The sequence below is a fragment of the Acinetobacter sp. CIP 101966 genome, assembly GCF_000369725.1.
Classification (GTDB): domain Bacteria; phylum Pseudomonadota; class Gammaproteobacteria; order Pseudomonadales; family Moraxellaceae; genus Acinetobacter; species Acinetobacter lwoffii_Q.
This window is the reverse complement of sequence record NZ_KB850158.1, coordinates 114,270-138,866: the sequence shown is the minus strand read 5'-3', so window position 1 is coordinate 138,866 and position 24,597 is coordinate 114,270. Positions and strand designations below refer to the sequence as shown.

Annotated in this window: 20 protein-coding genes; 9 read left to right on the top strand and 11 right to left on the bottom strand. The window is 46.1% G+C overall.

Annotated features, from left to right (window positions below):
* Position 1: 1 nt before the first annotated feature.
* Entirely contained in the window at positions 2-334 is a 333-nt protein-coding gene (locus F891_RS00720) for a DUF485 domain-containing protein (protein WP_005261569.1), read from the bottom strand.
* Positions 335-516: 182 nt separating this feature from the next.
* Here F891_RS00720 and F891_RS00715 point away from each other — a divergent pair, with 182 nt between their 5' ends.
* Both F891_RS00715 and F891_RS00710 read left to right on the top strand, forming a co-directional pair.
* On the top strand, positions 517-4,008 hold the full coding sequence (locus tag F891_RS00715; RefSeq protein WP_005261565.1) for a hybrid sensor histidine kinase/response regulator: 3,492 nt from the start codon (positions 517-519) through the stop codon (positions 4,006-4,008).
* A 409-nt stretch (positions 4,009-4,417) separates the two neighbouring features.
* A complete protein-coding gene (locus F891_RS00710; protein WP_004647267.1) occupies positions 4,418-5,179 on the top strand; it encodes a hypothetical protein in 762 nt (253 codons plus the stop codon).
* A gap of 88 nt (positions 5,180-5,267) precedes the next feature.
* On the opposite strand, the gene F891_RS00705 is transcribed toward F891_RS00710, so the two are convergent.
* The gene (locus F891_RS00705) at positions 5,268-5,918 is read right to left on the bottom strand and encodes a response regulator (RefSeq protein WP_004281370.1); all 651 of its coding nucleotides are present in this window, start codon (positions 5,916-5,918) and stop codon (positions 5,268-5,270) included.
* Between the two features lie 376 nt (positions 5,919-6,294).
* On the opposite strand from F891_RS00705, the gene msuE reads away from it, so the two are divergent.
* The 3 genes from msuE to phrB all read left to right on the top strand — a co-directional run bounded on the left by msuE (position 6,295) and on the right by phrB (position 9,724).
* Positions 6,295-7,029, top strand: a complete 735-nt coding sequence (gene msuE, locus F891_RS00700) for an FMN reductase (RefSeq protein ID WP_004647265.1) — start codon at positions 6,295-6,297, stop codon at positions 7,027-7,029.
* Positions 7,030-7,055: 26 nt separating this feature from the next.
* The gene (gene sfnG / locus F891_RS00695; RefSeq protein WP_005261564.1) at positions 7,056-8,168 is read left to right on the top strand and encodes a dimethylsulfone monooxygenase SfnG; all 1,113 of its coding nucleotides are present in this window, start codon (positions 7,056-7,058) and stop codon (positions 8,166-8,168) included.
* Between the two features lie 146 nt (positions 8,169-8,314).
* Positions 8,315-9,724, top strand: a complete 1,410-nt coding sequence (phrB, locus tag F891_RS00690; RefSeq protein ID WP_004647262.1) for a deoxyribodipyrimidine photo-lyase — start codon at positions 8,315-8,317, stop codon at positions 9,722-9,724.
* Positions 9,725-9,785: 61 nt separating this feature from the next.
* Here the strand turns inward: phrB and F891_RS00685 are convergent, their stop codons facing one another.
* Together F891_RS00685 and acs are read right to left on the bottom strand one after the other, a co-directional pair.
* Positions 9,786-10,967, bottom strand: a complete 1,182-nt coding sequence (locus F891_RS00685) for an acyl-CoA dehydrogenase family protein (protein ID WP_004647261.1) — start codon at positions 10,965-10,967, stop codon at positions 9,786-9,788.
* A gap of 128 nt (positions 10,968-11,095) precedes the next feature.
* Positions 11,096-13,042 (bottom strand): acetate--CoA ligase, encoded by a 1,947-nt coding sequence (gene acs, locus F891_RS00680; protein ID WP_004647260.1) that lies wholly within the window; start codon positions 13,040-13,042, stop codon positions 11,096-11,098.
* Positions 13,043-13,312: 270 nt separating this feature from the next.
* On the opposite strand from acs, the gene F891_RS00675 reads away from it, so the two are divergent.
* Both F891_RS00675 and F891_RS00670 read left to right on the top strand, forming a co-directional pair.
* The gene (locus F891_RS00675) at positions 13,313-13,891 is read left to right on the top strand and encodes a DUF805 domain-containing protein (RefSeq protein ID WP_005261563.1); all 579 of its coding nucleotides are present in this window, start codon (positions 13,313-13,315) and stop codon (positions 13,889-13,891) included.
* A gap of 106 nt (positions 13,892-13,997) precedes the next feature.
* Positions 13,998-14,978 carry a mechanosensitive ion channel family protein gene (locus F891_RS00670; RefSeq protein WP_005261562.1) on the top strand — a complete coding sequence of 327 codons (981 nt, stop codon included), beginning with the start codon at positions 13,998-14,000 and terminating at the stop codon, positions 14,976-14,978.
* Here F891_RS00670 and F891_RS00665 read toward each other — a convergent pair.
* The 5 genes from F891_RS00665 to prfB form a co-directional block, all read right to left on the bottom strand.
* Positions 14,952-15,665, bottom strand: a complete 714-nt coding sequence (locus tag F891_RS00665; RefSeq protein ID WP_005261561.1) for a 16S rRNA (uracil(1498)-N(3))-methyltransferase — start codon at positions 15,663-15,665, stop codon at positions 14,952-14,954. The two genes, F891_RS00670 and F891_RS00665, sit on opposite strands and share 27 nt — an antisense overlap.
* A 246-nt stretch (positions 15,666-15,911) precedes the next feature.
* Positions 15,912-17,192 carry a 3-deoxy-D-manno-octulosonic acid transferase gene (locus tag F891_RS00660; RefSeq protein WP_005261560.1) on the bottom strand — a complete coding sequence of 427 codons (1,281 nt, stop codon included), beginning with the start codon at positions 17,190-17,192 and terminating at the stop codon, positions 15,912-15,914.
* Positions 17,193-17,274: 82 nt separating this feature from the next.
* A complete protein-coding gene (locus F891_RS00655) occupies positions 17,275-18,360 on the bottom strand; it encodes an alkene reductase (RefSeq protein ID WP_005261558.1) in 1,086 nt (361 codons plus the stop codon).
* A 15-nt stretch (positions 18,361-18,375) separates the two neighbouring features.
* The gene (locus tag F891_RS00650) at positions 18,376-18,675 is read right to left on the bottom strand and encodes an ArsR/SmtB family transcription factor (RefSeq protein ID WP_004281346.1); all 300 of its coding nucleotides are present in this window, start codon (positions 18,673-18,675) and stop codon (positions 18,376-18,378) included.
* 147 nt (positions 18,676-18,822) lie between these two features.
* A protein-coding gene (gene prfB, locus F891_RS00645) for a peptide chain release factor 2 (RefSeq protein WP_101627160.1) occupies positions 18,823-19,918 on the bottom strand; the annotation gives its coding sequence in 2 pieces (ribosomal slippage) (positions 18,823-19,845 and positions 19,847-19,918; 1,095 coding nt in all).
* Between the two features lie 500 nt (positions 19,919-20,418).
* Here prfB and F891_RS00640 point away from each other — a divergent pair.
* Both F891_RS00640 and F891_RS00635 read left to right on the top strand, forming a co-directional pair.
* The gene (locus F891_RS00640; protein WP_004647252.1) at positions 20,419-21,198 is read left to right on the top strand and encodes a putative porin; all 780 of its coding nucleotides are present in this window, start codon (positions 20,419-20,421) and stop codon (positions 21,196-21,198) included.
* A gap of 175 nt (positions 21,199-21,373) precedes the next feature.
* Positions 21,374-22,174 carry a putative porin gene (locus F891_RS00635; protein ID WP_004647251.1) on the top strand — a complete coding sequence of 267 codons (801 nt, stop codon included), beginning with the start codon at positions 21,374-21,376 and terminating at the stop codon, positions 22,172-22,174.
* Between the two features lie 52 nt (positions 22,175-22,226).
* Here F891_RS00635 and recJ read toward each other — a convergent pair whose 3' ends face one another.
* Both recJ and pdxH read right to left on the bottom strand, forming a co-directional pair.
* Complete coding sequence (gene recJ / locus F891_RS00630) at positions 22,227-23,927, bottom strand: single-stranded-DNA-specific exonuclease RecJ (protein WP_005261557.1); 1,701 nt, start codon at positions 23,925-23,927, stop codon at positions 22,227-22,229.
* A gap of 2 nt (positions 23,928-23,929) precedes the next feature.
* A complete protein-coding gene (gene pdxH, locus F891_RS00625; RefSeq protein WP_005245734.1) occupies positions 23,930-24,586 on the bottom strand; it encodes a pyridoxamine 5'-phosphate oxidase in 657 nt (218 codons plus the stop codon).
* Positions 24,587-24,597 lie beyond the last annotated feature (11 nt).

Genomic DNA, 24,597 nt, shown 5'->3' with positions numbered 1-24,597 from the left:
CTTAGTGGTGTCCTTTTTCATGCGCAATCGCTTCGACTTCACGGATTGCTTCTTCAGTCAAGTGATCAAGTTTGTTATTGGCAATGTAGGAATACACACCACACAAGATAAACGACAGGACAATGATACCCAGACCGAGTGGAATACCCCACGTGGTCACACCACCTGAAATTGAAGACAATAGAAATTCTTTGTTGTAACCAACCAGCAACATGAAACCCACATAGACAAATAGCATAATGCCGGTCAACGTCCAGCTGAGCATACTTTTCTTGCGGACCATTTCCTTGAATTTTGGATTTTGTAGAATACGATCTACTTGTACCTCATCCATAATTACTACTCCTGTAGCCCAACCTTGGGCCTACTATTTTTAATTCGAATTATCACTATCACAAGTTAACAAGATTCGTATGTGCTTGTAATTTAGACTTTGGTCGTTAAAAAATGATCAATTTAAACTGCAGCGTTCATGATGCGCTATCATAGCGGCATGCTCAGCACACATCAGGCTATATGAACAGTTGGCTCATCATAGGGGTACTTGCCCTCTATATCGCATTACTCTTTATCTGCGCTTTTTACGGAGAAAAACATGCCAGCCGGCTGAGTACCCGTGGGCGCATGTTATTGTTCAGTTTAACTTTAGGGGTGTACTGTTCCTCCTGGACCTTTTACGGCGCCACGGGTGCTGCGGTACGTGAAGGGATTATTTTCCTGCCGATCTATCTGGGTCCGCTACTCTTTGTTGCTGTCGGCTATGACATCTGGCGCCGTCTGGGACGGGTGAGACAGCATCATGCCATTTCTTCGATCGCTGACTTTGTCGCAGCACGCTATGGTAAAAGTGGTCCCCTCGCCTCGCTGGTAACCATTCTGGCGGTGGTAGCGATTGTGCCTTATCTGGCCTTGCAGTTACGTGCGATTGCCTTAAGTGCCGCCGTCATCCTGGAACCTTCCGCAGGTGTAACCGGCACGACCAATGGCGTGCTGTTTCTGACTGGGGTTCTGGCGATACTGGCGATGATGTTTGGTACCCGGCAGATTGCCAATACTGAACAGCATGGCGGGTTGATGCTGGCCGTGGCATTTGAGTCTTTTGTTAAACTTTTTGCCCTGTTGGCAGTTGCCTGTTTCTTTATGTTTGAAGCACCAGAAAATCTGGCACAGATCAGTAGCGATATCAGTACCACTTTTCATGATGTGCAACTGTTTGGCGTACCACAAAGTTTCTGGATTCAGACCTTGCTGGCGGCACTGGCCATTATCTGCCTGCCGCGCCAGTTCCATGTAGCGGTGGTTGAGCTGCGCGATGAAAAACATATCCGCGGTGCGCGGCGCTGGTTTGCGGTCTATTTGATTCTGACTACCCTGGCGATTATTCCCATTGCCAGCTGGGCGCTACATGCTGCACCACAATACCTGGCCATTCCGGATGTGGCGGTACTCTCTTTGCCACTCAGCTATAATCAGGACTGGCTCACTTTATTAGCCTTCTTGGGTGGTTTCTCTGCCTCTACCGGGATGCTGCTGGTGTCTTCCGTGGCACTGTCAATCATGCTCAGTAATGACCTGATCATGCCGGCGTTGTGGCGCTTAAAGCTGATTTCCCGGCATGACAAACGCTTGCCGCTGGTGCTGAAATTTACCCGCCGGGTCTGTATTCTGGGCGTGATGTTGATGGGCTTCCTGTTCTTCAATTTCTTTAATGATATTGACCAGTTGTCGGTTTTTGGTCTGTTGGCATTTAGTGCGGTGGCACAATTCGCCCCTGCCCTGATCGGTGGCCTGTACTGGCGTGGCGGTAGTAAACAGGGTGTCTATGCTGGACTCCTGACCGGTTTTGCCTTGTGGGCTTATACCCTGCTGTTTCCAACCATTTTGCGAAGCCTGCCAGAAGCCTATAGCAGCTTTAGCCAAAGCTTGCTGAATCAAGGGCCTTTTGGCTGGAACTGGTTAAGACCGGAAGCCCTGATCGGTTTTGAGTCTTTTGATCCACTGACGCATGGCGTAGTTTGGGCACTGGGCTTAAATACCCTGCTGTATATCTGGATTTCCCGTATTTTCCGTCCGAGTATTGCCGAACAGATTCAAGCCGAAAGTTTCTTCTATTATGAAACCAAGCCACTACCCTCGCAGAGTCCTTCTAACGAGGTCAGCTATTCGCATCAGGATGTCGCCCGTTTAAAAGTCGGTGATCTGATTACCCTGGCTAAACGCATTACCGGCGAAGGCCCAACCACACGCGCTTTCCAGCAGTTCTGCACCCAAAACAGTGTTGAGCTGAATGAAAACAGCAGTGCCAATGGCATGTGGTGGCGTTTCACCGAACAGTATCTGGCGGGGACTATCGGGGCAGCCTCGGCACGTACCCTGTTGACCACAGCTATGGTTAATAATGGTTTGGCATTGGGTCAGGTCGCCAATATTCTCGATCAGGCCTCGCAATGGCAACGCTTTAATCAGAACCTGATCATGACCATGATTGATCACATGACGCAAGGGGTCAGCGTAGTTGATGAAAATATGTGCCTGGTAGCCTGGAACAATCAATATCTGAAACTGTTCGATTATCCGACCGATATTGTCTATGTCGGTTGTCCAATCGCAGACCTGATCCGTTATAACGCTGAACGTGGTGAATGTGGCCCGGGCTCGGTTGAAGAACATGTACGGAAACGGATTCACTGGATGCAGGTCGGCAGTGCCCATGAATTTGAACGGATTCGTAAAGATGGCCGCGTCATTCAGATGCGCGGCAATCCGATCGAAGGCGGCGGGTTCGTTACCACTTTCGCCGATATTACTGCCTTCCGTGAAAATGAAGCCGTGCTTGAAGCCCGCGTTCAGGACCGTACCCAGCAGCTGGCCGATGCATTGTCCGAGCAGCAACTGGCGCGTGAACAGGCCGATAAGGCCAATATGTCAAAAAGCCGCTTCATTGCAGCCGCCAGTCATGACCTGTTGCAGCCAATGCATGCCGCGCGCCTGTTCAGTACCGCACTCGAACAAAGTGTGCAGAATGATGAAGACCGCAAGACCTTACAACAACTGGATCGTGCTTTGCATGGTGCAGAAAGCATGTTGTCTGCCCTGCTGGATATTGCCCGACTGGAAGGCGGCACCATTCAGCCGAAACGTCAGGCTTATCCGCTGCATGACCTGCTCAGCGATCTGGAACTCCAGTTCAAATCCATCGCTGCACAGCGTGGTATCAAGTTCAGTGTGCATGATGCACAGTTCTGGATTGATACCGATCCACAATGGATTCGCCGCATTATCCAGAACTTTGTCAGCAATGCGTTGCGTTATACTGCCAGAGGTAAAGTGGTGGTCGGTGTATTACGTTCGAGCAGCAGACCGAATCATATCCGTATTGGCGTCTGGGATACTGGCCCGGGCATTGCCGAAGAACAGCGCATCAAACTGTTTCAGGAATTTGAACGTTGCGACCACACCTCGCCTTGGGGTGAACAGGGTCTGGGCCTAGGTTTGGCGATCGTACAACGCATGACCAGCATGCTGGACTATCCGGTACATGTGTCTTCTGCGCTGGGTAAAGGTTCCTGCTTTATGATTGAAGTGCCTGTGATCGAAGCACCGAAAGTGGTCGCAGCACCGGTTCAGGCCGTACCTTTAAAGAGCAAAGCCTTTAAGATTCTATGTCTGGATAATGATGAAACCATTCTGGAAGGCATGTCGACCTTATTGACCAAATGGGGTTATCAGGTGTTTAAAGCCACTGAACCTGAACAAGCAGCCATGCTGATTCAGCAGGAAAATATTCAGGTCTGGCTGGTGGATCAACATCTGAATCAGGACAAGATCGGTCTGGATTTCATTCTGGAACATCGTTCGAAGGATATTCCGGTCGCATTGATTACCGCCGATTCCGATCCGGAATTGCCGCAACGTCTAAAAGAGCTAAACATTGTTCTGCTGAAAAAACCGCTGAAACCGGCCTCATTACGTTCATGGTTATCTGGACTGAAAATTTCCGACTCCTAAGTAGATAACGATCTGATCAATGCCCATTTCACACCCTGAAATGGGCATTTTTTATACTCAACTGCCACATAAACTTACCTAGCTTGCATAAAATTTATTCTAATGTGCTAAAAGCAGCAAATATGCCGAAAATACAGCTGAATAAATTGACCAAAATGCTCATTTTTTAATTCACTATGGCAAAAACTGACGAATGTATTAATGTACATGTGTACACTTAGTTACAATTAATTATCTTATTGTTTTTAATAAAAATTAAAGAGTAATTTTCCACTACTATAACTTTAGTCGTATTTTTATCCCTTGTACTTGGCTCTAAAAATAGAGGAATAAGAAACGATCAGTTCCCATCTCATGCAGCCTTAATTTTTTGGTCGCTGATCTATTTCTGCATATCGGAGTTCTTCACATGAACATAGATCAAAACCATGGCCTGAATCAGACCCAGCAGTTTCACCGTCAATATGGCGCCAATGCCTTATTGCCAAGCATTGACTGGGCACAGATCTTTAAATACAGCAAGCTGAATGATGCCCAGTATCAGGCACTGGAAACGCTGTATCAGAGTGCAGTCCCTCTGGCACTGCAAGTCTTTGATGAATTACATTTTGATGTCTTTGAACCTTATGCCTACAAGCCGCAAGGTCTGGGTCTATTTGAAAAGATTGCTGAACAGGAAGACAAGCTGATTCAGTCTTTAGAAGCTGAAACAGAGGATCTTCCGGCAAAGACCCGTCATCAGATCTGGAGCATGTTGCTGCGTGGTGGCGCGGTACTGGTCTTTAAGGCCTGGCTGGGTAAAGTCAAAAATGAAGAAGATTGTCTGGACACCAGCCAGTTTGATGAGCTGTCTGATCTGTTATTTATCAAAACCTGCCCACATGAACTGGCACAACGTTTACATGTCGATCCGAATACGCGCGACGAACATGTCTTCCTGATGTATGACAATGAAGTTTATCTGGATCGTTTTAACAGTCTGGAAACTGCAGCACTATTTGTCGATCTCGGTGTTTATGATGCGACTTTCCTGAGTCTGCGTGATGATCGCGTGGCGGAATATCTGAAATCGAAAGGTTATGTCACCGAAGAGCAGATTGACGAATTGCAATGTGCCTTAAATCCATTGTTTTGTGATGATTTCACCCGCAAGCAGGATTATATCGCCTAGCTGATTCAGGCCTTTGCACTCAATTTTGCAGATTTTGCCCATAAAAAAGACCTCCAAGGAGGTCTTTTTCAATTCGTATATGCAGAATTTACATTTTGCGGTCTTCAATATTCAGTGCATTAATGGCCAATACCGCTTGTGTCCGGTTTTGTACGCCAAGCTTACGGAAGATTGCAGTCACATGCGCTTTAATCGTCGCTTCTGATACATCCAGTTCATAAGCAATCTGCTTGTTTAATAAACCTTCAGCCACCATCATCAATACCCGGAACTGTTGCGGCGTCAAAGACTGGATCCGTTCTGCCAAAGCCGTTTCATCGGCAGCACGCGGATCAAAATTCATATTGGCTGGCAGATTTGGCGGTAACCAGATTTCACCTTCCAGCACTTCACGAATCGCTTCACCGATATGGCTTGGGTGAGCAGATTTAGGAATATAGCCCATCGCACCATGCGCGATCGCACGCTGGATGATGCTGACTTCTTCATGTGCAGACACAACAATAATCGGTAAAGACGGATACTGTGCGCGGACATGCACCAGGGCAGAAAAGCCGGAAGCGCCCGGCAGGTTTAAATCCAGCAGCACAAGATCAGGCTCAGGGCCATTTTCTAGACGTTCATAAAATTCATTGACTGCCGCAGTTTCATGAATCTGGGCTTGTGGCAGGCTATAACGTACAGCTTGAATCAAGGCATGACGAAATAGTGGATGATCATCAACGATTAAAATATTCATAGGCAACGTGAGAGAGATCTTGGCACGGTAGTCCCTATTCTAACCATACAACCCGGTTAAGGATATGCAAGACACTACAATTTTTAAAATAATATGCAGTTTTTCTTCAAAATTGCCCATTTTTGCACTATTGCAATAATTGTTTAATTCTCATCACTTTTTTATATATCACTTATTCCTCACTGAAAAAGCTTATCTTTATTCAATATAAATATAAATATCATTCACTTACCCACAAAAACTTCCATAAAAATCAGGCCTTTGTCGTATATCGCAAAATCAGATAACTTTTCAGCTTTTCGTTATTTTACAGCCCTTCGCTGAATCGGGATTAATAGGGTCATTCCGAGATTAACCCTATTTTCAGGTTCTAAATATGTCTAATTTTAATGCGCAAAAACCCTTAAATATTGTTGCCGTATCTGGCGGTTTAAATCACCCCTCAAAAACCGAAGCCTTGGTTCAGGCCATTCTGGATGAGCTTGGGGAAGCGACACCAATCAATGTGCATTTCATTAAATTTAGTGAAATTGGTTCGCTCTTGGGCGGCGCGATTTATCGCAATCAGTTGCCGCAACGCGTTCAGAATGATCTGGCAGCAGTAGAAGCCGCAGATGCGCTGATTGTTGGCACTCCTGTGTACCGCGCTTCATTTACCGGCCTGTTCAAGCATTTCTTTGACTTTGTTGAGCAAACGGCGCTGGTCGATGTTCCGGTATTACTGGCAGCTTCTGGTGGCAGTGACCGTCATGCGCTAGTGCTTGAACATCAACTGCGTCCTTTATTCAGCTTCTTTCAGGCACAGACTTTACCGATTGGGGTCTATGCCACCGACCGCGATTTCACCCCTGAATATACCATTCACAGTGAATTGCTCCGCGACCGGATTACCCTGGCTGTGGCGCGTGCATTGCCGATTCTTGAATGGGCACCAGCCAAGGGACAACGTGCTGAAGTCATCAAAGAAAAAACCATTCAAGCGAGTCAAAATCTGGGCATTAACAAGCAGATCGAACAGGAAGAAGTGCTGCCTTCAGCAGCCGTGCCGAGCCTGGATGCCGCAGAATCGCGCTTGCACAGCAAGAAAGCACCAAAGACTCAAGTGGCTTGAACACAGCATTGCAGAGGGCGATGAATATGTCGAATGATAAAAATATCGTATTTGCCTATTGGGTGCCGAATGTCAGTGGTGGCCTGGTGGTTAGTAATATCGAGCAGCGCACCGACTGGAGCTATGACTATAACGTGCGTCTGGCACAAACCGCTGAACAGGCAGGCTTTGATTATGCCCTGACCCAGATCCGTTTTACTGCCGGCTATAACGCAGAAAACCAGCATGAATCGGTCAGCTTCAGTCATGGCATTCTGGCCAAAACTGAACGCCTGAAAGTCATTGCCGCGATTCTGCCGGGTCCATGGAAGCCGGCACTGGCTGCAAAACAACTGGCGACGATTGACCATCTGAGCAATGGCCGGATCGCGATCAATGTGGTCAGTGGCTGGTTCCGCGGTGAGTTTGATGCCATTGGTGAAGAATGGCCGGAACATGACGAGCGTTATGCCCGTTCGGGAGAGTTTATCCGTAGCCTGAAAGGGGTCTGGAGCCAGAATAACTTTAATTTTGAAGGTAAATATTATCAATTCAAAGACTATACCCTGAGTCCAAAACCGCTACAAAAACCGCATATTGAAATCTTTCAGGGCGGCAGTTCCCGGGCAGCACGTGATATGGCTTCTCGCGTATCTGACTGGTACTTCACCAATGGCAATACCCCGGAAGAGCTGAAAAAACAGATCGATGATATTCGTGAAAAAGCCAAGGCAAATCATCACTCGTTGAAAATCGGCGTAAATGCCTTTGTGATTGCACGGGATAGCGAAGAAGAAGCTCAGGCTGTATTGCAGGAAATTATTAGCAAGGCCAATGTGCAGGCAGTGAAATCTTTTGGTGAAGCGACCCGTGAAGCCGGCGCAGCAAGTCAGGAAGGTGAAGGCAACTGGGCCAAATCCACCTTTGAAGATCTGGTGCAATACAATGATGGTTTCCGCACCAATCTGATCGGAACACCGCAGCAGATTGCTGAACGGATTATCGAACTAAAAAAAGTGGGCGTAGATCTGATTCTGTCAGGCTTTTTGCACTTTATTGAAGAAGTCGAATATTTTGGCCAGAAGGTGCTGCCTTTGGTCCGTGAGCTTGAAGCACAACAGGCAACGCCTGTACAGCAAGAAGAAGCTGAGCCCGTATAATCCTTCCAATAAATCTCAGCAGATTCACTCCCCCCTCAAGGCTCGGCTTGGGGGATTTTTTTATGTGATAAAATTGTTGTCTGGCTAGGCTTAAGACCAGCAATTCCTTAAAATTCTGCACTAACGACTTTCCAAGAATTTTAACAATGCAACTGATCTGGTTTCGTCAAGACCTCCGCATTCATGATCATGCTGCGCTCTGGCATGCCACCCAGCAAGGCAGCTGTATAGCACTGGTGGTGCTCTCTCCTGAACAATGGAAGCGGCATCAGGATGCCCGGATTAAAATCGATTTTTATCTGCGCCGCCTCGACGTCTTAAAGCAGCAGTTAGCGCAGCTGAATATTCCATTAATCATTTTAAATGTTCCCTTATGGCAAGACCTGCCTGCTGAAATGCGAAGCCTGTGCCAAAAACTGCAGATTGATATGCTACATGCCAATATTGAAGTGGGCGTGAATGAACTGCAACGTGATGCACAGGTACAGCAGGTGCTGGAACAGCAGCAGATCCGGGTCGAGCTGTATCATGATCGCAGCCTGTTTCCACTGACCAGTATCCGCAATCAGTCCAATCAGCCCTATCAGATCTATAGCGCATTCAAGAAAAAGTGCTATGAACGACTGATTCAGAATATACCGGGCTGCTATCCTGCCATTCAGCTTCAAGATCCGCTTGAATTACCCGCTCAGTTGACCAGCTTTGATCTGGGAAAATTTGCAGTTGATTATAAGGTCGATCATATTGCCCAGTTCTGGCCTGCGCAGGATCAAGCTGCCTTTGAGCTGCTCGATGATTTTATCGGGGAGAAAATGGCTCACTATAAAACTGAGCGAGATCTACCTGCAGTCGATGGTACCAGCCGCCTGTCACCGTATCTGAATATCGGTATTCTCTCGATCCGTCAATGTATGCAGACCCTGTTTAAGGACGGATATTTCCAGATTGATAATATCGGTCAGCAGACTTGGCTAGATGAACTGCTCTGGCGCGAATTTTATCTGCATACCCTGTTTGATTTTCCCCGTGTATCCAGACATCGGCCTTTTAAGGAAAATACCGATAAAATCCAGTGGCGCAATGCACCAGATGATTTGGCTGCCTGGCAACAAGGACAAACCGGGATTCCGATTGTCGATGCTGGCATGCGGCAAATGCGAGCCATTGGCTGGATGCATAACCGGGTACGCATGATTACTGCAATGTTCCTGTGTAAAAACCTGCTGATAGACTGGCGCTTGGGAGAACGCTGGTTTATGCAGTATCTGATTGATGGTGATCTGGCGGCGAACAATGGCGGTTGGCAATGGTGTGCTTCGACCGGCATGGATGCCGTACCCTATTTCCGGATTTTTAACCCGGTCAGCCAGTCACAGAAGTTTGACCCGAATGGGGATTACATCCGTCAATGGGTGCCAGAACTGACACATCTGAATGCTAAATCTATTCATGAACCCTATGCTAAAAATCCGGATCTTGCACTGGATTATCCAAAACCGATTGTGGATTTAAAAGCCTCTCGTGTAAGAGCGATTGAAGCGTTTAAGCAAATTTAAAACCAAACTTTTTCATCCCGAATAAAACAGCCTCCGATAAAGAGGCTGTTTTATTTTTAGATCAGGAATAAAAACTCGGATCAGGCACTTTTCCAGTCAGCACCCATTCCCCCACTTCCTGATATTTATAATCGATCGGGTCATGCAAGGTCTGGGTGCGGACATTGCGCCAGAAACGGTCAAGATTGAGCTTGGCCGTGGTGGCCCGCGCACCCATCACCTGGAAAATATTCTGGGTAATATAGAGAGAGGTATTGGTTGCGGCAATTTTGGCTGTGGCAATGGCAACTGAGACTTCACCGCGCTGCTCAGCTGTTAAATCATTCCCAAGCTCCCAGGCTGCCTGTAAAGTCTGAACCGCTTTATCTGCCAGTAAGCGTACACTTTCCAGTTGTACATAAAACTCGGCAAAATGCTTCTGGATAAAAGGATCATTCACTGCATCGTCTGCCAGTGATTTGGACCAGGCTTTTTGGGTTTGTACGGTCTGCTTGGCGACGTCAAATGCCCCTTCTGCCACGCCCAAAAACAGATGCACAAAAATCAGCTGGGCAATCAAAGGCCGTAGACTGGAATATGGCGTACTCAGTGGACCGGGATTTAACAGCAATTCATCTTCATGAATGTTGACCTGCTCAAAATGGCTGGTACCACTGTCGGTCTGGCGTTGGCCCATATTGTTCCAGTCGCCCAGAAAGCTCACGCCCTCTCGCCAGGTAGGAATCACTCCTATCAGTAATTTTCCTGCTTCGTCATAACCTGAACACAGCAACATATCCGAATCAATCGAACCTGAGCAGAAGCTTTTATCACCATGGAAAATATATTCGTTTTCTGAAACTTTTGTAACTGTGGTGCGATGGTCTAGCGGATTTAGAGTATTACCCCAGAATAGATTATTTTGGGCAGTCTGTTCAAACCACGGGCCATATTGTTCCGATTGGGAAAATAATTGCACGGTCGCAATCAGCAAATGATGAAAGCCATAGACATGCGCCAATGAACTGTCGACTTGGGCTACAATTTGAATAGTTTTAAAAATGGTCTGCCAATCTGTCTCCTGACCGCCATACTGTTTTGGAATGGACAGGCCCAGCAAGCCACTCTGGCGAATCAGGTCACGTTCGGCTTTAGGATTCCCACCTTGCCGATCCCGCTCTGCTGCAGTCAAAGCAAAAATTTCAGCAAGTTTCTGGGCAATATCGACAGGAGACTGATTTAAATATGGGGATTGTGCATTCATTATTTTAACTCATGTTCAGCATGGAAACAGCTTAGCAGATCAGGGTACTGACCTGTATCCGAAAGCATGCAGAGCTTATGACTGATATAAAAATACCGGCAGAATGCCGGTATTGGAACCGCTTGAATTTAAACTTTATTACGCTGTACCTCTGCGATCAAATGATCCACCACCTGCGGTTCAGCCAGGGTTGAAGTATCTCCGAGACTATCCAGCTCATCGGCTGCAATTTTTCGCAGGATCCGCCGCATGATTTTGCCGGAGCGGGTTTTTGGCAAGGCCGGTGCCCAGTGCAAGGCGTCTGGTGTAGCCACTGGACCAAGAATCTTGCGTACCCAGCTGACCAGTTCTCCACGTAATTGATCTGAACTGGCAACATCAGCCTGCAAGGTCACAAAGGCACAAATGCCCTGACCTTTAATATCATGCGGCATACCGACTACAGCGGCTTCAGCCACCGATTCATGCGCCACTAGTGCACTTTCAATTTCTGCTGTACCTAGGCGGTGTCCGGATACATTCAGGACATCATCGACACGGCCGGTAATCCAGTAGTAACCATCTTTATCACGACGTGCCCCATCCCCAGTGAAATAGGTACCGGGATAGGTGGAAAAATAAGCTTCGATAAAACGCTCCGGGTCTCCCCAAATGGTGCGCATCTGACCCGGCCAGGAATCCTTAATCACCAGATTGCCCTCAGCTTCACCCTCTAGTTCCTTGCCATCGGCATCGACAATAGCTGGTTGTACGCCGAAGAAAGGCCGTGTCGCAGAACCTGGTTTTAAATCAGTCGCACCCGGCAATGGCGTAATCATAAAACCGCCTGTTTCGGTCTGCCACCAGGTATCGATGACAGGACAGCGGCTTTCACCGACCACGGTGTAGTACCAGTTCCAGGCTTCCGGATTAATTGGCTCACCGACTGAACCTAAAATTCTCAGGCTGCTACGGTCACTTTCCCGCACAAAAGCATCGCCCTCACGCATCATGGCGCGGATCGCCGTCGGTGCAGTATAGAGAATGGTGACGTTATGCTTGTCGACAATATGTCCAGTACGCGCCCAACTTGGATATTGCGGCACACCTTCAAACATCACGGTGGTGGTACCATTCGAAAGTGGCCCATACAGTACATAGGAATGCCCGGTGATCCAGCCCACATCTGCGGTACACCAGAATACATCATCCTGCTTGATATCAAATGCTTCACGGAAGGTGCAATTCACATAGGTCAGATAACCGCCAGTGGTATGCATCACGCCCTTGGGCTTGCCGGTGGAACCTGAGGTATACAGGATAAACAGCGGATCTTCGGCATTCATCGGTTCCGGTGGGCAGATGTCATTCACTGACATAATTTCCGTGTGATACCACAGATCACGCCCTTCCTGCATTTCAATTGGGTTACCGGTGCGGTGTACCACCATTACATTTTGAATCGAGTCTGTACCCGCCAGTTTCAGTGCTTCATCGACATTGGCTTTCAGTGGAATGGCCTTACCGCCGCGCATGCCGGAATCCGCAGTAATCACCATTTTCGCCTGACAGTCTTCAATCCGGCTGGCCAAAGAATCTGGCGAGAAACCACCAAATACCACGCAATGCACCGCCCCGATCCGGGCACAGGCCAGCATGGCAATCGCAGCTTCAGAAACCATCGGCATATACAGCATGACCCGGTCGCCTTTCTGAATGCCATTTTTCTTCAGCACATTGGCAAAACGGCAGGTTTCATCATGCAGCTCGGCAAAGGAAATAATCTTGTGCCGCGAAGGATGATCCCCTTCCCAGATGATGGCCGGTTTATAAGGATGTTCTTTCAGGTGCCGATCCAGACAGTTGGCACTGACATTGAGCTGACCATCGGCAAACCATTCGATTTTAAAATCGTCTTTGTTAAAGCTGGTATTTTTGACTTGGGTAAAGGGCTTGATCCAGTCCAGACGTTGCGCCTGTTCTGCCCAAAATTTATCTGGCTGTTCTATAGAATATTGATAACGTTCAAAGTACTGGTCTTCGAGCGTACGTGCTGTTTTTTTAAATTCTTCGGGTACTGGATAGATCTCTTGCATAGGTCACTTCCTTGATTTTGTTCTATCTCATCACGAGAGGTTAATGCTGCGTTGTTGATGGTTTTTTATGCATAATGGCAGTATGGCCTGCTTATTTCGAATCCGGCAATCATGCTTTCGTCGTAGATTATTTATACAAATTCAATCAAAATAAACCACAACTTACAGTACAGAATCTTCTGCGCAACTGTGTATGATCTGTAGCACAGCCCTTTAAAAATAAAATTGATCGCTTGTAGTTATTTCATCTGATTTAGCAGGATACACTTTATGAAATCGCCTGAATCTCCCTACTTTAACCCGCCTGCGCTCCCTGCAACCGATCATCCCCTGTCGATGAAAGGTCGCTTCGGGCGCTTGAGCTTTATTGCCTGGTCGGCATTTCTGTATTTCATTTTTTTATTTGGCAGTATCGCACTGGGTCTCAGCATTGATATTGTGAATATTTCTACCCACTCCATGGATCCCAACTGGCTGATTTCACTACAAGGTTTGGCCAGTATTGTTGTACTGGCCATGGTTCTGGTCTATGTGTATTTCGCTTTAGTGGTGACCGTTCGCCGTTTGCATGATATGAACCGCAGTGGCTGGTGGGCGCTATTATTTTTGCTGCCGCTAGTAAACATTTTTGTATGGCTTTATATCGTTTTTGGTTCGGGCGATCGAGGCAGTAATCAGTATGGCCCGGCACGGATGACCTTGCTCTGGGAAAAAATTCTGGCCTGGCTGATGATTATCCTGACCCTGCTTAGCCTGTTGGGATCTATCGCTTTATTCAGTTATATGAGCGGTGAAGAACAAACCCCTACCCCCACGGAAATGATGCAAAAAACCACCAAATACTTTTAACAACAGCGCCGTTATTTTTAAAATTATCCAATGGTGACTTCGAGCCCTTATTAATTTTTTGCTGAACATCAGGCAAAATAGGCAAAATTTGAATTGTGGAATTTTTGTGGCAGAGCAAAACAATACCTTAAGCCAGGTAACTGAGGGCACCACGGAGTTGTTACATCAGGCAACTGAAAAAACGACCAAGACCGTGATTGAACATACCGCCAAGTATAATGATGCCTACAGCACCATTGACAAAATCATGGAGGGCTTCTGGGAGCGTGTGCCTTATTTCTGTATCGCACTGATCGTGATTACGATTTTCTGGTTACTCTCCAAAGTCTTCAAGTTTTTCGTACGTAAAACTTTGGAAAACCGTTCTTATACCCGCCAGAATCTGGTATTGGTCCTCAACCGTGTCGGCAGTACCTTTATTATTTTTTTTGGTATTCTGATTGGACTGGTGATTGCGGTTCCTGGCTTTACCCCGGGTCAGCTGATGAGTGCCCTCGGAATTGGTTCGGTCGCGATCGGTTTTGCCTTCAAGGATATTTTCCAGAACCTGCTCTCTGGTGTGCTGATTCTTCTCAGTGAACCGTTCAAGATTGGCGACGATATTATCGTGAATGGCATGGAAGGTACCGTTGAAGATATCCAGATTCGTGCGACCTTTTTACGCTCACCAGATGGCCGCCGTATCGTGATTCCAAATGCCACGGTCTACACCAGTGCGGTCACAGTCAATACCGCCTATACCCGTCGCCGCTGCGAATTCGTGGTGGGGATCGGCTATGAGGATGATATCCAGAAAGCCAAAGACCTGATTACCGCTATTTTAGATAAAGACCCCACCATCCTGAGCCAGCCTGGCTTTAGTGTCAATGTCACCGCGTTGGCTGACTTTTCCATTACCCTAAAAGCTTTCTGGTGGGTCGACACCACTGAAACAGGCACCGGAACCTCAATCAGTGCGGTGCAGGAACGGGTGATTCAGGCATTTGCCGAACATCATATTTCAATTCCGTATCCGGTACAGGAAGTCAAAGTCTATCGCGGCGAAGGCAATGATGATGCCTCAGCCCGCGCTAAACAGACGACCTAAAACATACGGAATCACGGTTTCTGTACGGATAATACGGTTGCCCAGACTCACTGCCTGACAGCCGTTTTTGATGAGCAAATCGACTTCATAAGGGATAAATCCACCCTCCGGACCAATAACAATCGTACAGGGATGCTGAATCGCAAATGGCATCGCCTGCTCGACATAAGGATGTGCCACATAAGCGGGCCGGCTACTGGTAATCAAGCCCGGCAGGATATCTTCTACAAAGGGTTTAAAGCGCTTATACAGCTCAATTTGGGGTGCAACCGTATCCCCTGCCTGTTCTAGCCCCAATTCGATATAATGATTTAACTGCTGTAAAAATGGAGTTTGCCAATAGCTTTTATCGACACGGTAGCTATGTAGTAAAATGATTTTTTCAACGCCCAAGGTGACACTGTCCATGATCAGACGGCGCAGCACTTTCGGACGTGGCAAAGCCACAATTAAAGTCACTGGCAATTTTTCTGGAACAGCTTCTTCTTGCAGTGGTTTCAAGCGCACTGCTTTTTCAGAGATTTCGACAATTTCCGTCAGGTAACGCTGACCTTCCCGAATTCCGACTTTTAAAGTATCTCCCACTTGAATTTGTAGATGCTGCTGCAGATGTTCCAGTTGCCTAGTTGAGCTAATCGACCAGAATTCAGCTTCGGTTTGACGTGGATCAAGCAGGACGATATTCATAATGATCAAGTTCAAAAAAATAAGAAGTGAAGAGTTAAAAGATGAAAAAAAATAAGGTTTCTGACCAGACTATAATTACAATCAGCTATCACGATTGGTGGCAGGGATGCCGCCCGTATCACTGAGGGATAAGGACATCCCTTCAGTGATACAAAAGATTTTTGCTACTTTTCATCTCTGAAAAGTAGGTATCCCCTACGAATGAATATTTCGATCAAACATGATAAATGAGGGAATGACCAAAAATTATAAATACTGATCAATCACCTGAATATGCTTGGCAAGCGATCCCGTATTTAACTGCATAATTTGCTGCGCTGCCGCATTCAAGATTTCCGCCTTAACCTGATCTTGCAAAAGTTCCAGTAATACCTCTGCAGCCTGCTGGGCATCCTGCACCACTGCGACTGCGTCTGCCTGAACGAACTCATCCACGATAGTCTGAAAATTAAAATAGTTTTTGCCTAAAACAGTCGGCACATTCAGCGCAATCGGCTCCAAAATATTATGTCCACCACCTGGTTCATTTAAAGAACCACCCACATAACATGCCTGACTCAAAGCATACCAAAGCCACATTTCACCCATCGAATCGGCCAAATAAACCTGGGTATCTGCTTTAATATGTTGCCCTAGACTTCGACGCTGGATTTTCAATCCCAAAGACTGTGCAGCTTGGAACACCTCATCAAAACGTTCCGGATGGCGCGGTACCACAATACAGACCAAATATGGATCAGCTTCTAAAGCAGCTTTTAAAGCACTCAGAATTTCTTTTTCTTCAGGAGCATGAGTACTAGCTAACGTGACGATCTTTCGCCCCCCTAACTGCCACTCCTGTGTCAATTGATCTGCCTGCTGGATAAAGCGCTCGGGCGCAGTAATATCAAATTTGATATTGCCCAAAACCTGGGTTTTTTCGGCTGCTATTCCTAACTGGATATAACGTTGCTGGGTGGCAATATCCTGTGCCAAAAGCTGGGTTAACTGCTGTAGCATGCCTCTAGTCAGACCTTTGACCTTGGTATAACCTTTGGCAGATTTTTCAGACAGACGCGCATTCAACAATACAGTTGGCACATTAAACTGGGGTGCCTGATCCAGCAGATTAGGCCAAAGCTCGGTTTCCATCAGCAATAAAAGTTTCGGCTGATACTTTTGATAAAATTCACGAATTAAAGTTTTCTGGTCAGCAGGCAAATACACGGCTTGAAACAAATCGAGATAAGGCGCTTTTAAAAAAAGTGATTTAGCGCGTGCCTGACCGGTTTTGGTGGTATTGGTGACCAGCACCGGATGGCCAAGTTTTAAATAATGTTCAATTAACGGTTGGGCAGCATTGGTTTCACCCACCGACACCACATGAAACCAGATGGCATGCAGGTTTTTGGGTGGCTGAAACGGGCCGAAACGTTCTGTCAGTTCTTGTTGTAATTGTTCAGGATCGGTCGCACGTTTACGGATACGCGATTGATATAAGGGTTTAACCAGCGCCAAGGCTGCGTTATACCAAAATGGAGTGGCCACATTGCGCCCCTGTCCAAAGATTCAATGGGCAGAATATAGCAGAGCCACATCAACATGTTAATCAATGTGGCTCATTTTTAGATTATTCTACTGTAGTTAAAGCTTCTGCTTCAGCCAATGTCGGATAATCAATATAGCCTTCCGCGACATTGGTTCCGATCATATTTTCCAGCTTCAGTTCATTCAGCGGCGCATCTTCGAGCAGACGTTCGTATAGATCCGGATTGGCAATATACGCCTTACCAAAAGCCACCGCATCAGCCTTGCCTGATGCCAACAGCTCAATCGCATCTTCACGACTTAGTTGCATATTGGCAATATAAGGCACTCCATTTGAGCGCTGTTTCATATATTCAGAAATACTGTCTTCTGCCAGATATTCACGGGTAAAGAAGAAGGCAATCTTGCGCTTACCCAGCTGCTCCATGGCATAGCCAAATGTTTCACGTGGATCATTGTCGCCCATGTCATGGTCATCACAACGCGGCGCAAAATGCACCCCTACACGATCTGCGCCCCATACTTCAATCAGTGCATCAGTTGCTTCTAGCAGGAAACGTGTACGATTTTCCACTGAACCGCCGTATTCATCTTCACGCTGATTGGTTTTGCTTTGCAAGAACTGGTCAATCAAATAACCATTGGCAGCATGTAATTCAACACCATCAAAACCGGCTTCTTTAGCACGAATCGCGGCTTGCTTATATTGCTCGGTAATCGCGTGAATTTCAGAAACTTCCAAAGGACGTGGCGTAACGTATGGACGTTTTGGACGTAACAAGCTGACATGACCCGCCTGTTGTACTGCACTTGCAGAAACTGGTGTTTCACCATTTAACAGATCCGGATGCGATACACGACCAACATGCCAAAGCTGGGCAACAATCAGACCGCCCTTCTCATGAACCGCTTGAGTGACCTTTTTCCAGCCTTCGACCTGAGCATCGGTAAACAATCCTGGAGTATTCAAATAGCCATTGGCTTCTTCAGAAATCACTGTAGCTTCAGAAATGATCAGGCCAGCACTTGCACGTTGCGCATAGTACTCAACCATCATTGGGGTTGGAACGCGATCAGCAGTTGCGCGGTTACGGGTCAGCGGCGCCATGATGACACGGTTTTTAAGCTCTAACGCACCGAGCGTTAAAGGAGAATTTAATTCAGCCATCGTTACTCCCACCTGTTAAAGGTGTTGTTGTAGGTGTTCGATAAATTGTTGAATCAAAGTTTCATTGCGGGAGAAATATGACCACTGTCCATGCTTGGTCGCAGTGATCAGGCCAGTCTGCTGTAATACAGACAAATGATTGGACATGGTGGACTGGGAAACCTGGCCCAAACGTTCAATTTGACCTGCACAGACCCCACGTTGAAAGCCACCACACTCTTCCGCAGACAGATATTGCTCCGGAGATTTTAACCACTCCAGAATTTGTCGACGGGTCGGATTGGCTAAGGCTTTAAAAATTAGATCAAGGTCCATAGGCACATCACAATCAGTGGCGCAACGAAACTTTATTCAGCATCTGCGACCATTATATCGTATTTTTACGATTTATATATCGAATAATTTAGATATAAGAGTCACAATCTGTACAAGCTTGGTTACGCCAGCTATTTAAACAACTTCTTACAAGCCCTGTTTCAAGCTTGCTTCGATAAATTTGTCCAGATCACCGTCCAGAACTGCGCCAGTATTGGAATTTTCCACACCTGTACGCAAATCCTTAATACGTGAATCATCCAGGACATAAGAACGGATCTGGCTACCCCAGCCGATATCAGACTTGGAATCTTCCAGTGCTTGTGCCGCTTCGTTACGTTTGCTCATCTCGAGCTCATAAAGTTTGGCACGTAACTGCTTCCAGGCGTGGTCACGGTTGGCATGTTGTGAACGCTGGTTCTGACAGGCCACCACAATTCCGGTCGGTGCATGGGTTAAACGCACGGCAGAATCTGTTTTGTTAATATGCTGACCACCCGCCCCTGATGCACGATAAGTATCGGTACGAACATCGGACGGATTGATTTCAATTTCGATATTGTCATCAACTTCCGGTGAGACAAACACGGCAGAAAATGAGGTATGACGACGGTTGCCCGAGTCAAATGGTGATTTACGCACTAAACGATGTACACCAGATTCGGTACGTAACCAGCCATAGGCGTACTCACCTTCCACACGAATCGTCGCAGATTTAATCCCGGCAACATCGCCATCAGATTCTTCCATCACTTCTGCTTTAAAGCCATGACGTTCAATCCAGCGTAGATACATACGTAGCAACATAGAAGCCCAGTCCTGTGCTTCTGTACCGCCTGAACCAGCTTGAATTTCAAGATAGCAAGGGTTTGGATCCATCGGATTATTGAACATACGGCGAAATTCAAGCTTGGCCAGTTCTTCTTCAGCCGTGCTCAGTTCAGCCTGTACGTCTTCTAGCAAGCTTTCATCATCCGCTTCAACCGCCAGATCAAGCAAAGCCTGTGCATCTTCAAGCTGGGTACTTAAGCGATCCAGCACATTTAATACATTTTCAAGCTCGCCTTTTTCTTTGGCCATTGCTTGAGCACGACTCTGATCATTCCAGATCGTTGGATCTTCTAATTCACGCAGGACTTCTTCTAAACGCTCTTTTTTCAGATCGTAGTCAAAGATACCCCCGTAGTGTTTGACCACGTTCGTTTAAGTCTTTTAATTGGTTTAGATACGGATTAATTTCCACGTGAATTACTCTCAATCAAAATTAGGCACAAAATTCTTAGCCCGATATTATAGCACAGTCTATTTCCGCTATTTTAACGATCCATTCAGTCTAAAGCTCGAATATCTTGAGCATTTAGACCTGTATTTCCCTCATCCAATTTTCAACATCTCATAGACTCTTTTGCGTCTTTTTATCCGAAATTTTTATCGGCTTTTTAGCCCCGTTTTATGACCGAAATATAATTTTGCAATTGATTTTATAATTTAGGATTTCTTATTGGTCTGTATAAAAAATCAGCGAATTCAATAGATTCCACAATATCTACACACTTTTAATAAAACACTACATTATAAATTTAATTTTATTATTCAGTCACTTGTTCAGCAAAAATTACACAAGATTACGCTATTCACATTACTGTAACTTTCCTTTGATTGACGATCTTTGGAATTGCTCTAGACTGAAAGTTGTAACAAAAAGTGTAATGTTTTTAACTCACGATTTGAGGGGTAGTAACCATGAAAAAATTAGCGATTGCTTCGGCACTACTTTCAGCAATAGCAATGACTGGTACAGCAGCACATGCTTACCAAGCAGAAATTGGTGCATCAGCAGGAGTGGTTGATCCTGACAACGGTGGAACTAGCGGTTCTTTCGGCGTTGATGGTACATATTACTTCAATCCAGTTCAAACACGTAATGCACCATTAGCAGAAGCAGCATTCCTTGATCGTGCTAGCAACGTGAGTGCGCAATATCAATATAATGAAATTGGTGATTCTGAAGCGCATCGTTATGGCGTAGGTGCAGAGTACTTCGTACCGAATTCTGACTTCTACTTAAGCGGTAACGTCAATGGTCATGATCTGCAAGACAATGATGATCTAGAAAATGATTTAACCACCTATGCAGCTGAAGTTGGTTATCTGCCAGCACCAGGTCTATTGATTGCGGCTGGTGTGAAAGGTTGGGATAACGACAATGATGATGGCGTAGATCCAACACTTCGTGCTAAATATGTGACGACATTAAGCAATGGTAAAGATATCAACCTGGAAGCAGGTGCAGCGTTTGGTGATCTAGATGAATACAATCTGGCAGCAGATTATTTCATCGACAAAACCTTGAGTGTCGGTGCTGATTATCACAATAATGATATTACCGACAAGAGCGAATTTGGTATCAATGCACGTAAGTTCATTAACCAGCAAGTGAGCTTAGAAGGCCGTGTCGGCTTTGGCGAACAGTTTAACAATGACTACAATACCTTTGGTGTAGCAGCGAAGTACCGCTTCTAATCTAAAACCAAAAATTAGTCATGCATAGAAACCCATCCTCGGATGGGTTTTTTTATTGCACTCTTAACAAGCATTTAGGTATTTTTTGCACATTGACGGGGCGAATATAAACTGTACAATTTGTTACAACTGTTCATCAAACAGTCATATTTTTATAACAAAGAGAGAAATCTAAATGCTTAAGAAACTTGCTCTTGCTACAGCGCTTCTTGCTGGCCTGGGAACTGCACATGCTTACCAAGCTGAACTTAATGTCGGGTATGAAAATACAGATATTGATAATGTTGGGGATCTAGATACATTTTTCATCAATGGAAAATATTACTTAAACACTGTTCAAGTTAAGAACTCTCCACTTGCAGAAGCGGCTTTCCTAAATAAAGCAAGCAATATTGGCTTAGGTTATGCAAATGCAAGCGGTGATGGCGATGAGGATATTGATGTATTTGGTGTAAGTGGCGAGTTTTATATTCCAAATACTCAATTTTATGTAAGCGGCACTATTAACCAGGTTGACTTTGCTGGTGAAGACAATACTGGCTATGCTTTTGAAGTTGGTTACTTACCAGTTAATGGCCTACTATTAGCAGCTGGTGCAGCTAATGAAAGCGTTGATCCAGTTCAGGTAGCAAATTATGGTTTTGTCCCTAACCTCCTAAATGCTGTTACTGTAGGTGATGATACTGCACTATCTTTACGTGCAAAATATGTGACTCAGATTGGTAATCATTTTGCCAATTTTGAAGGTTTAACTTATTTCGGTGATGAAACAACTTATCGTTTAGGCGCTGATCTTTATATCGATCCAACTTTAAGTGTGGGTGTATCAATCGCGGATTCTACAGAAGATGATTCAGATACAGTATTTGGTTTACGCGCACAAAAATTCTTTACACCTGCAATTGCAGCTGGCGTGAACTATACAACTACTGACGGTGCTGACTCTTTCGGTATTAACGGTACTTTCCGCTTCTAATCTCTCCGATTAAAAGCAAAAAAAACCGCTCACTCGAGCGGTTTTTTATGGCCTATTGTTCTAAATGGATAATCCGCATTTGCAAGCTGATATTGCCATTAAATACATTTTTATCCAGCTCATAGACCAATCGTGTATCTTTCATCGGGTCAAAGTCATATTTATCCGCTGCATTGAAAGCGATCGCATCCACGACCTGCCCATTCTCCAACGCCACACGTAACTTAAGATGCACATCTTTAAGCCAGCGATAGTCCATGATTTTGAACACACCATCAAAAATCGGTTGGGGGAATTTTTGCCCCCATGGACTTAAATTCTGTAATAAATCGACTGTTTCAATGTGAAAAGCAGAAGCTGGCAGCTCTCCATCCGTCCATAAAGTCGCAGTGAATAAATCCTCATCCATCGCACCAATCAGTACTTCAAAGACCTGCTTAAACTCGGCGAAATTTTCTTTTTTCAGGGTTAAACCGGCTGCTGCTGCATGGCCACCAAAATGACTGACTAAATGAGGATATTGCTCTGCTACCTGTTCAATCGCATCACGAATATGAATACCTTCAATCGAACGCGCCGAACCTTTGATATGAATCCCATCCTGATCTGCGGCAAAAACAATACTCGGACGATGGAACTGCTCTTTTAAACGCCCTGCTACAATCCCGATCACTCCCTGATGCCAATGCTGTTCAAACATGATCAACGCAGCAGGTAGTTCAGTGGCATCCCACTGGATTTTATCCAGCTCAAGCAAGGCTTCCTGCTTGATTTTACCTTCCACCTGACGGCGTTCGACATTGAGCTGATTCAGCTGTTCAGCCAGTGGATAAGCAGTTGTCAGATCAGGAGCCAGCAAACATTCGATCCCGATATCCATGGTTTCCATGCGTCCAGCCGCGTTAATCCGTGGGCCTAAAACAAAGCCCAAATCTTGAGCTTTCAGACCAGCAGGATCACGCTTTGCAATATCAAGTAGCGCACTGATCCCTGCACGGCACTGCCCTTGCTGGATCCGTTTCAGACCTGCATCGACCAGAATCCGGTTGTTGTAGTCCAAGCTCGCGACATCGGCATAGGTGCCGAGCGCTACCAGATCAAGATAATTGGTAATTACAGTAGAGGATTTTCCAAGTTTCTTGCGATGGGTAGACAGATTGGCCAATACATAAAAAGCCACCCCGACCCCGGCTAGTGCTTTGCTTGGAAAGTCGCAACCCAACTGATTGGGATTGACCACGGCTTCGGCTTTTGGTGTCGGCTTGGTCGTCAGATGATGGTCGGTAATGATTACCTGCATGCCATGATCTTGTGCCTGTTTGACTCCTTCATGACTGGAAATGCCATTGTCCACGGTAATCAGTAAATCAGGTGTGAAACTGACAAAGGCCAGATCTGCAATTGCGGGTGTCAGTCCATAACCATATTTAAAACGGTCAGGAACCAGATATTCGACATTGGCACCCATATCGCGCAGTGCCAGCACCATGAGTGCAGTACTGGTCGCGCCATCGGCATCATAATCACCGACGATCACGATTTTCTGGCCACGATCAATCGCCTGATCGATCAGTTGAATCGCTTCAGGCAACCCCTTCATGGTCGGTGCCAGCAAATGCTTCAGCTTGAGCTCAAGTTCCTGCTCGGATTCCACCCCACGACGAGCCAGAATCTCGGCCACAAATGCAGGGACGCCCGGTAAATTTTCAGGGCGTGTCAGCAATGGACGTTGTTTGATTTCCAGTTTTTGCATGGTTATGGCATTAAGCGCTCTAAAGTCCAGCCGGCATCGGTTTGGCGATAACTTAAACGGTCATGCAAACGGTTCGGACGACCCTGCCAGAATTCATAATAATCGGGTTCGAGACGATAACCACCCCAGAATACCGGCTTGTCCAGCTGTTGCTGATTGGCAACCTGGGTATGCAAATCCCAAAAACGTTGCTGCAATTCCTCACGACTAGCCACGATGCCACTTTGCGGGGTACTGATATGCGCGGCAATCTGGCTTTCGCGTGGACGTTTATGATAATAGTCGGTCGATTCTTCTTCCGATATTTTCTTTACACGACCCGAAATACGAATCTGACGTTCCTGATCCTGCCAGTAGAACAACAGTTCGGCATAAGGATTTTTAGCCAGATCCAGACCTTTTTGACTATCATAGTTGGTATAAAAATCATACCCTGCGTCAGTCGCTCCACGCAGCAATACCGTACGCACATGCGGACGGCCTTGTGCATTGGCTGTTGCCAACGACATGGCATAGGGCTCGTGCAATTTTGCTTCCAGTGCATGGTTAAACCATTGCAAGAACTGCATATGCGGATTCGGATTGACTTGCTGTTCCTGTAACTCGCCTTTTTCATAATTCAGGCGTAGTTCACTCAGATCCTTGATCAGATCACTCATTATCTATGTTC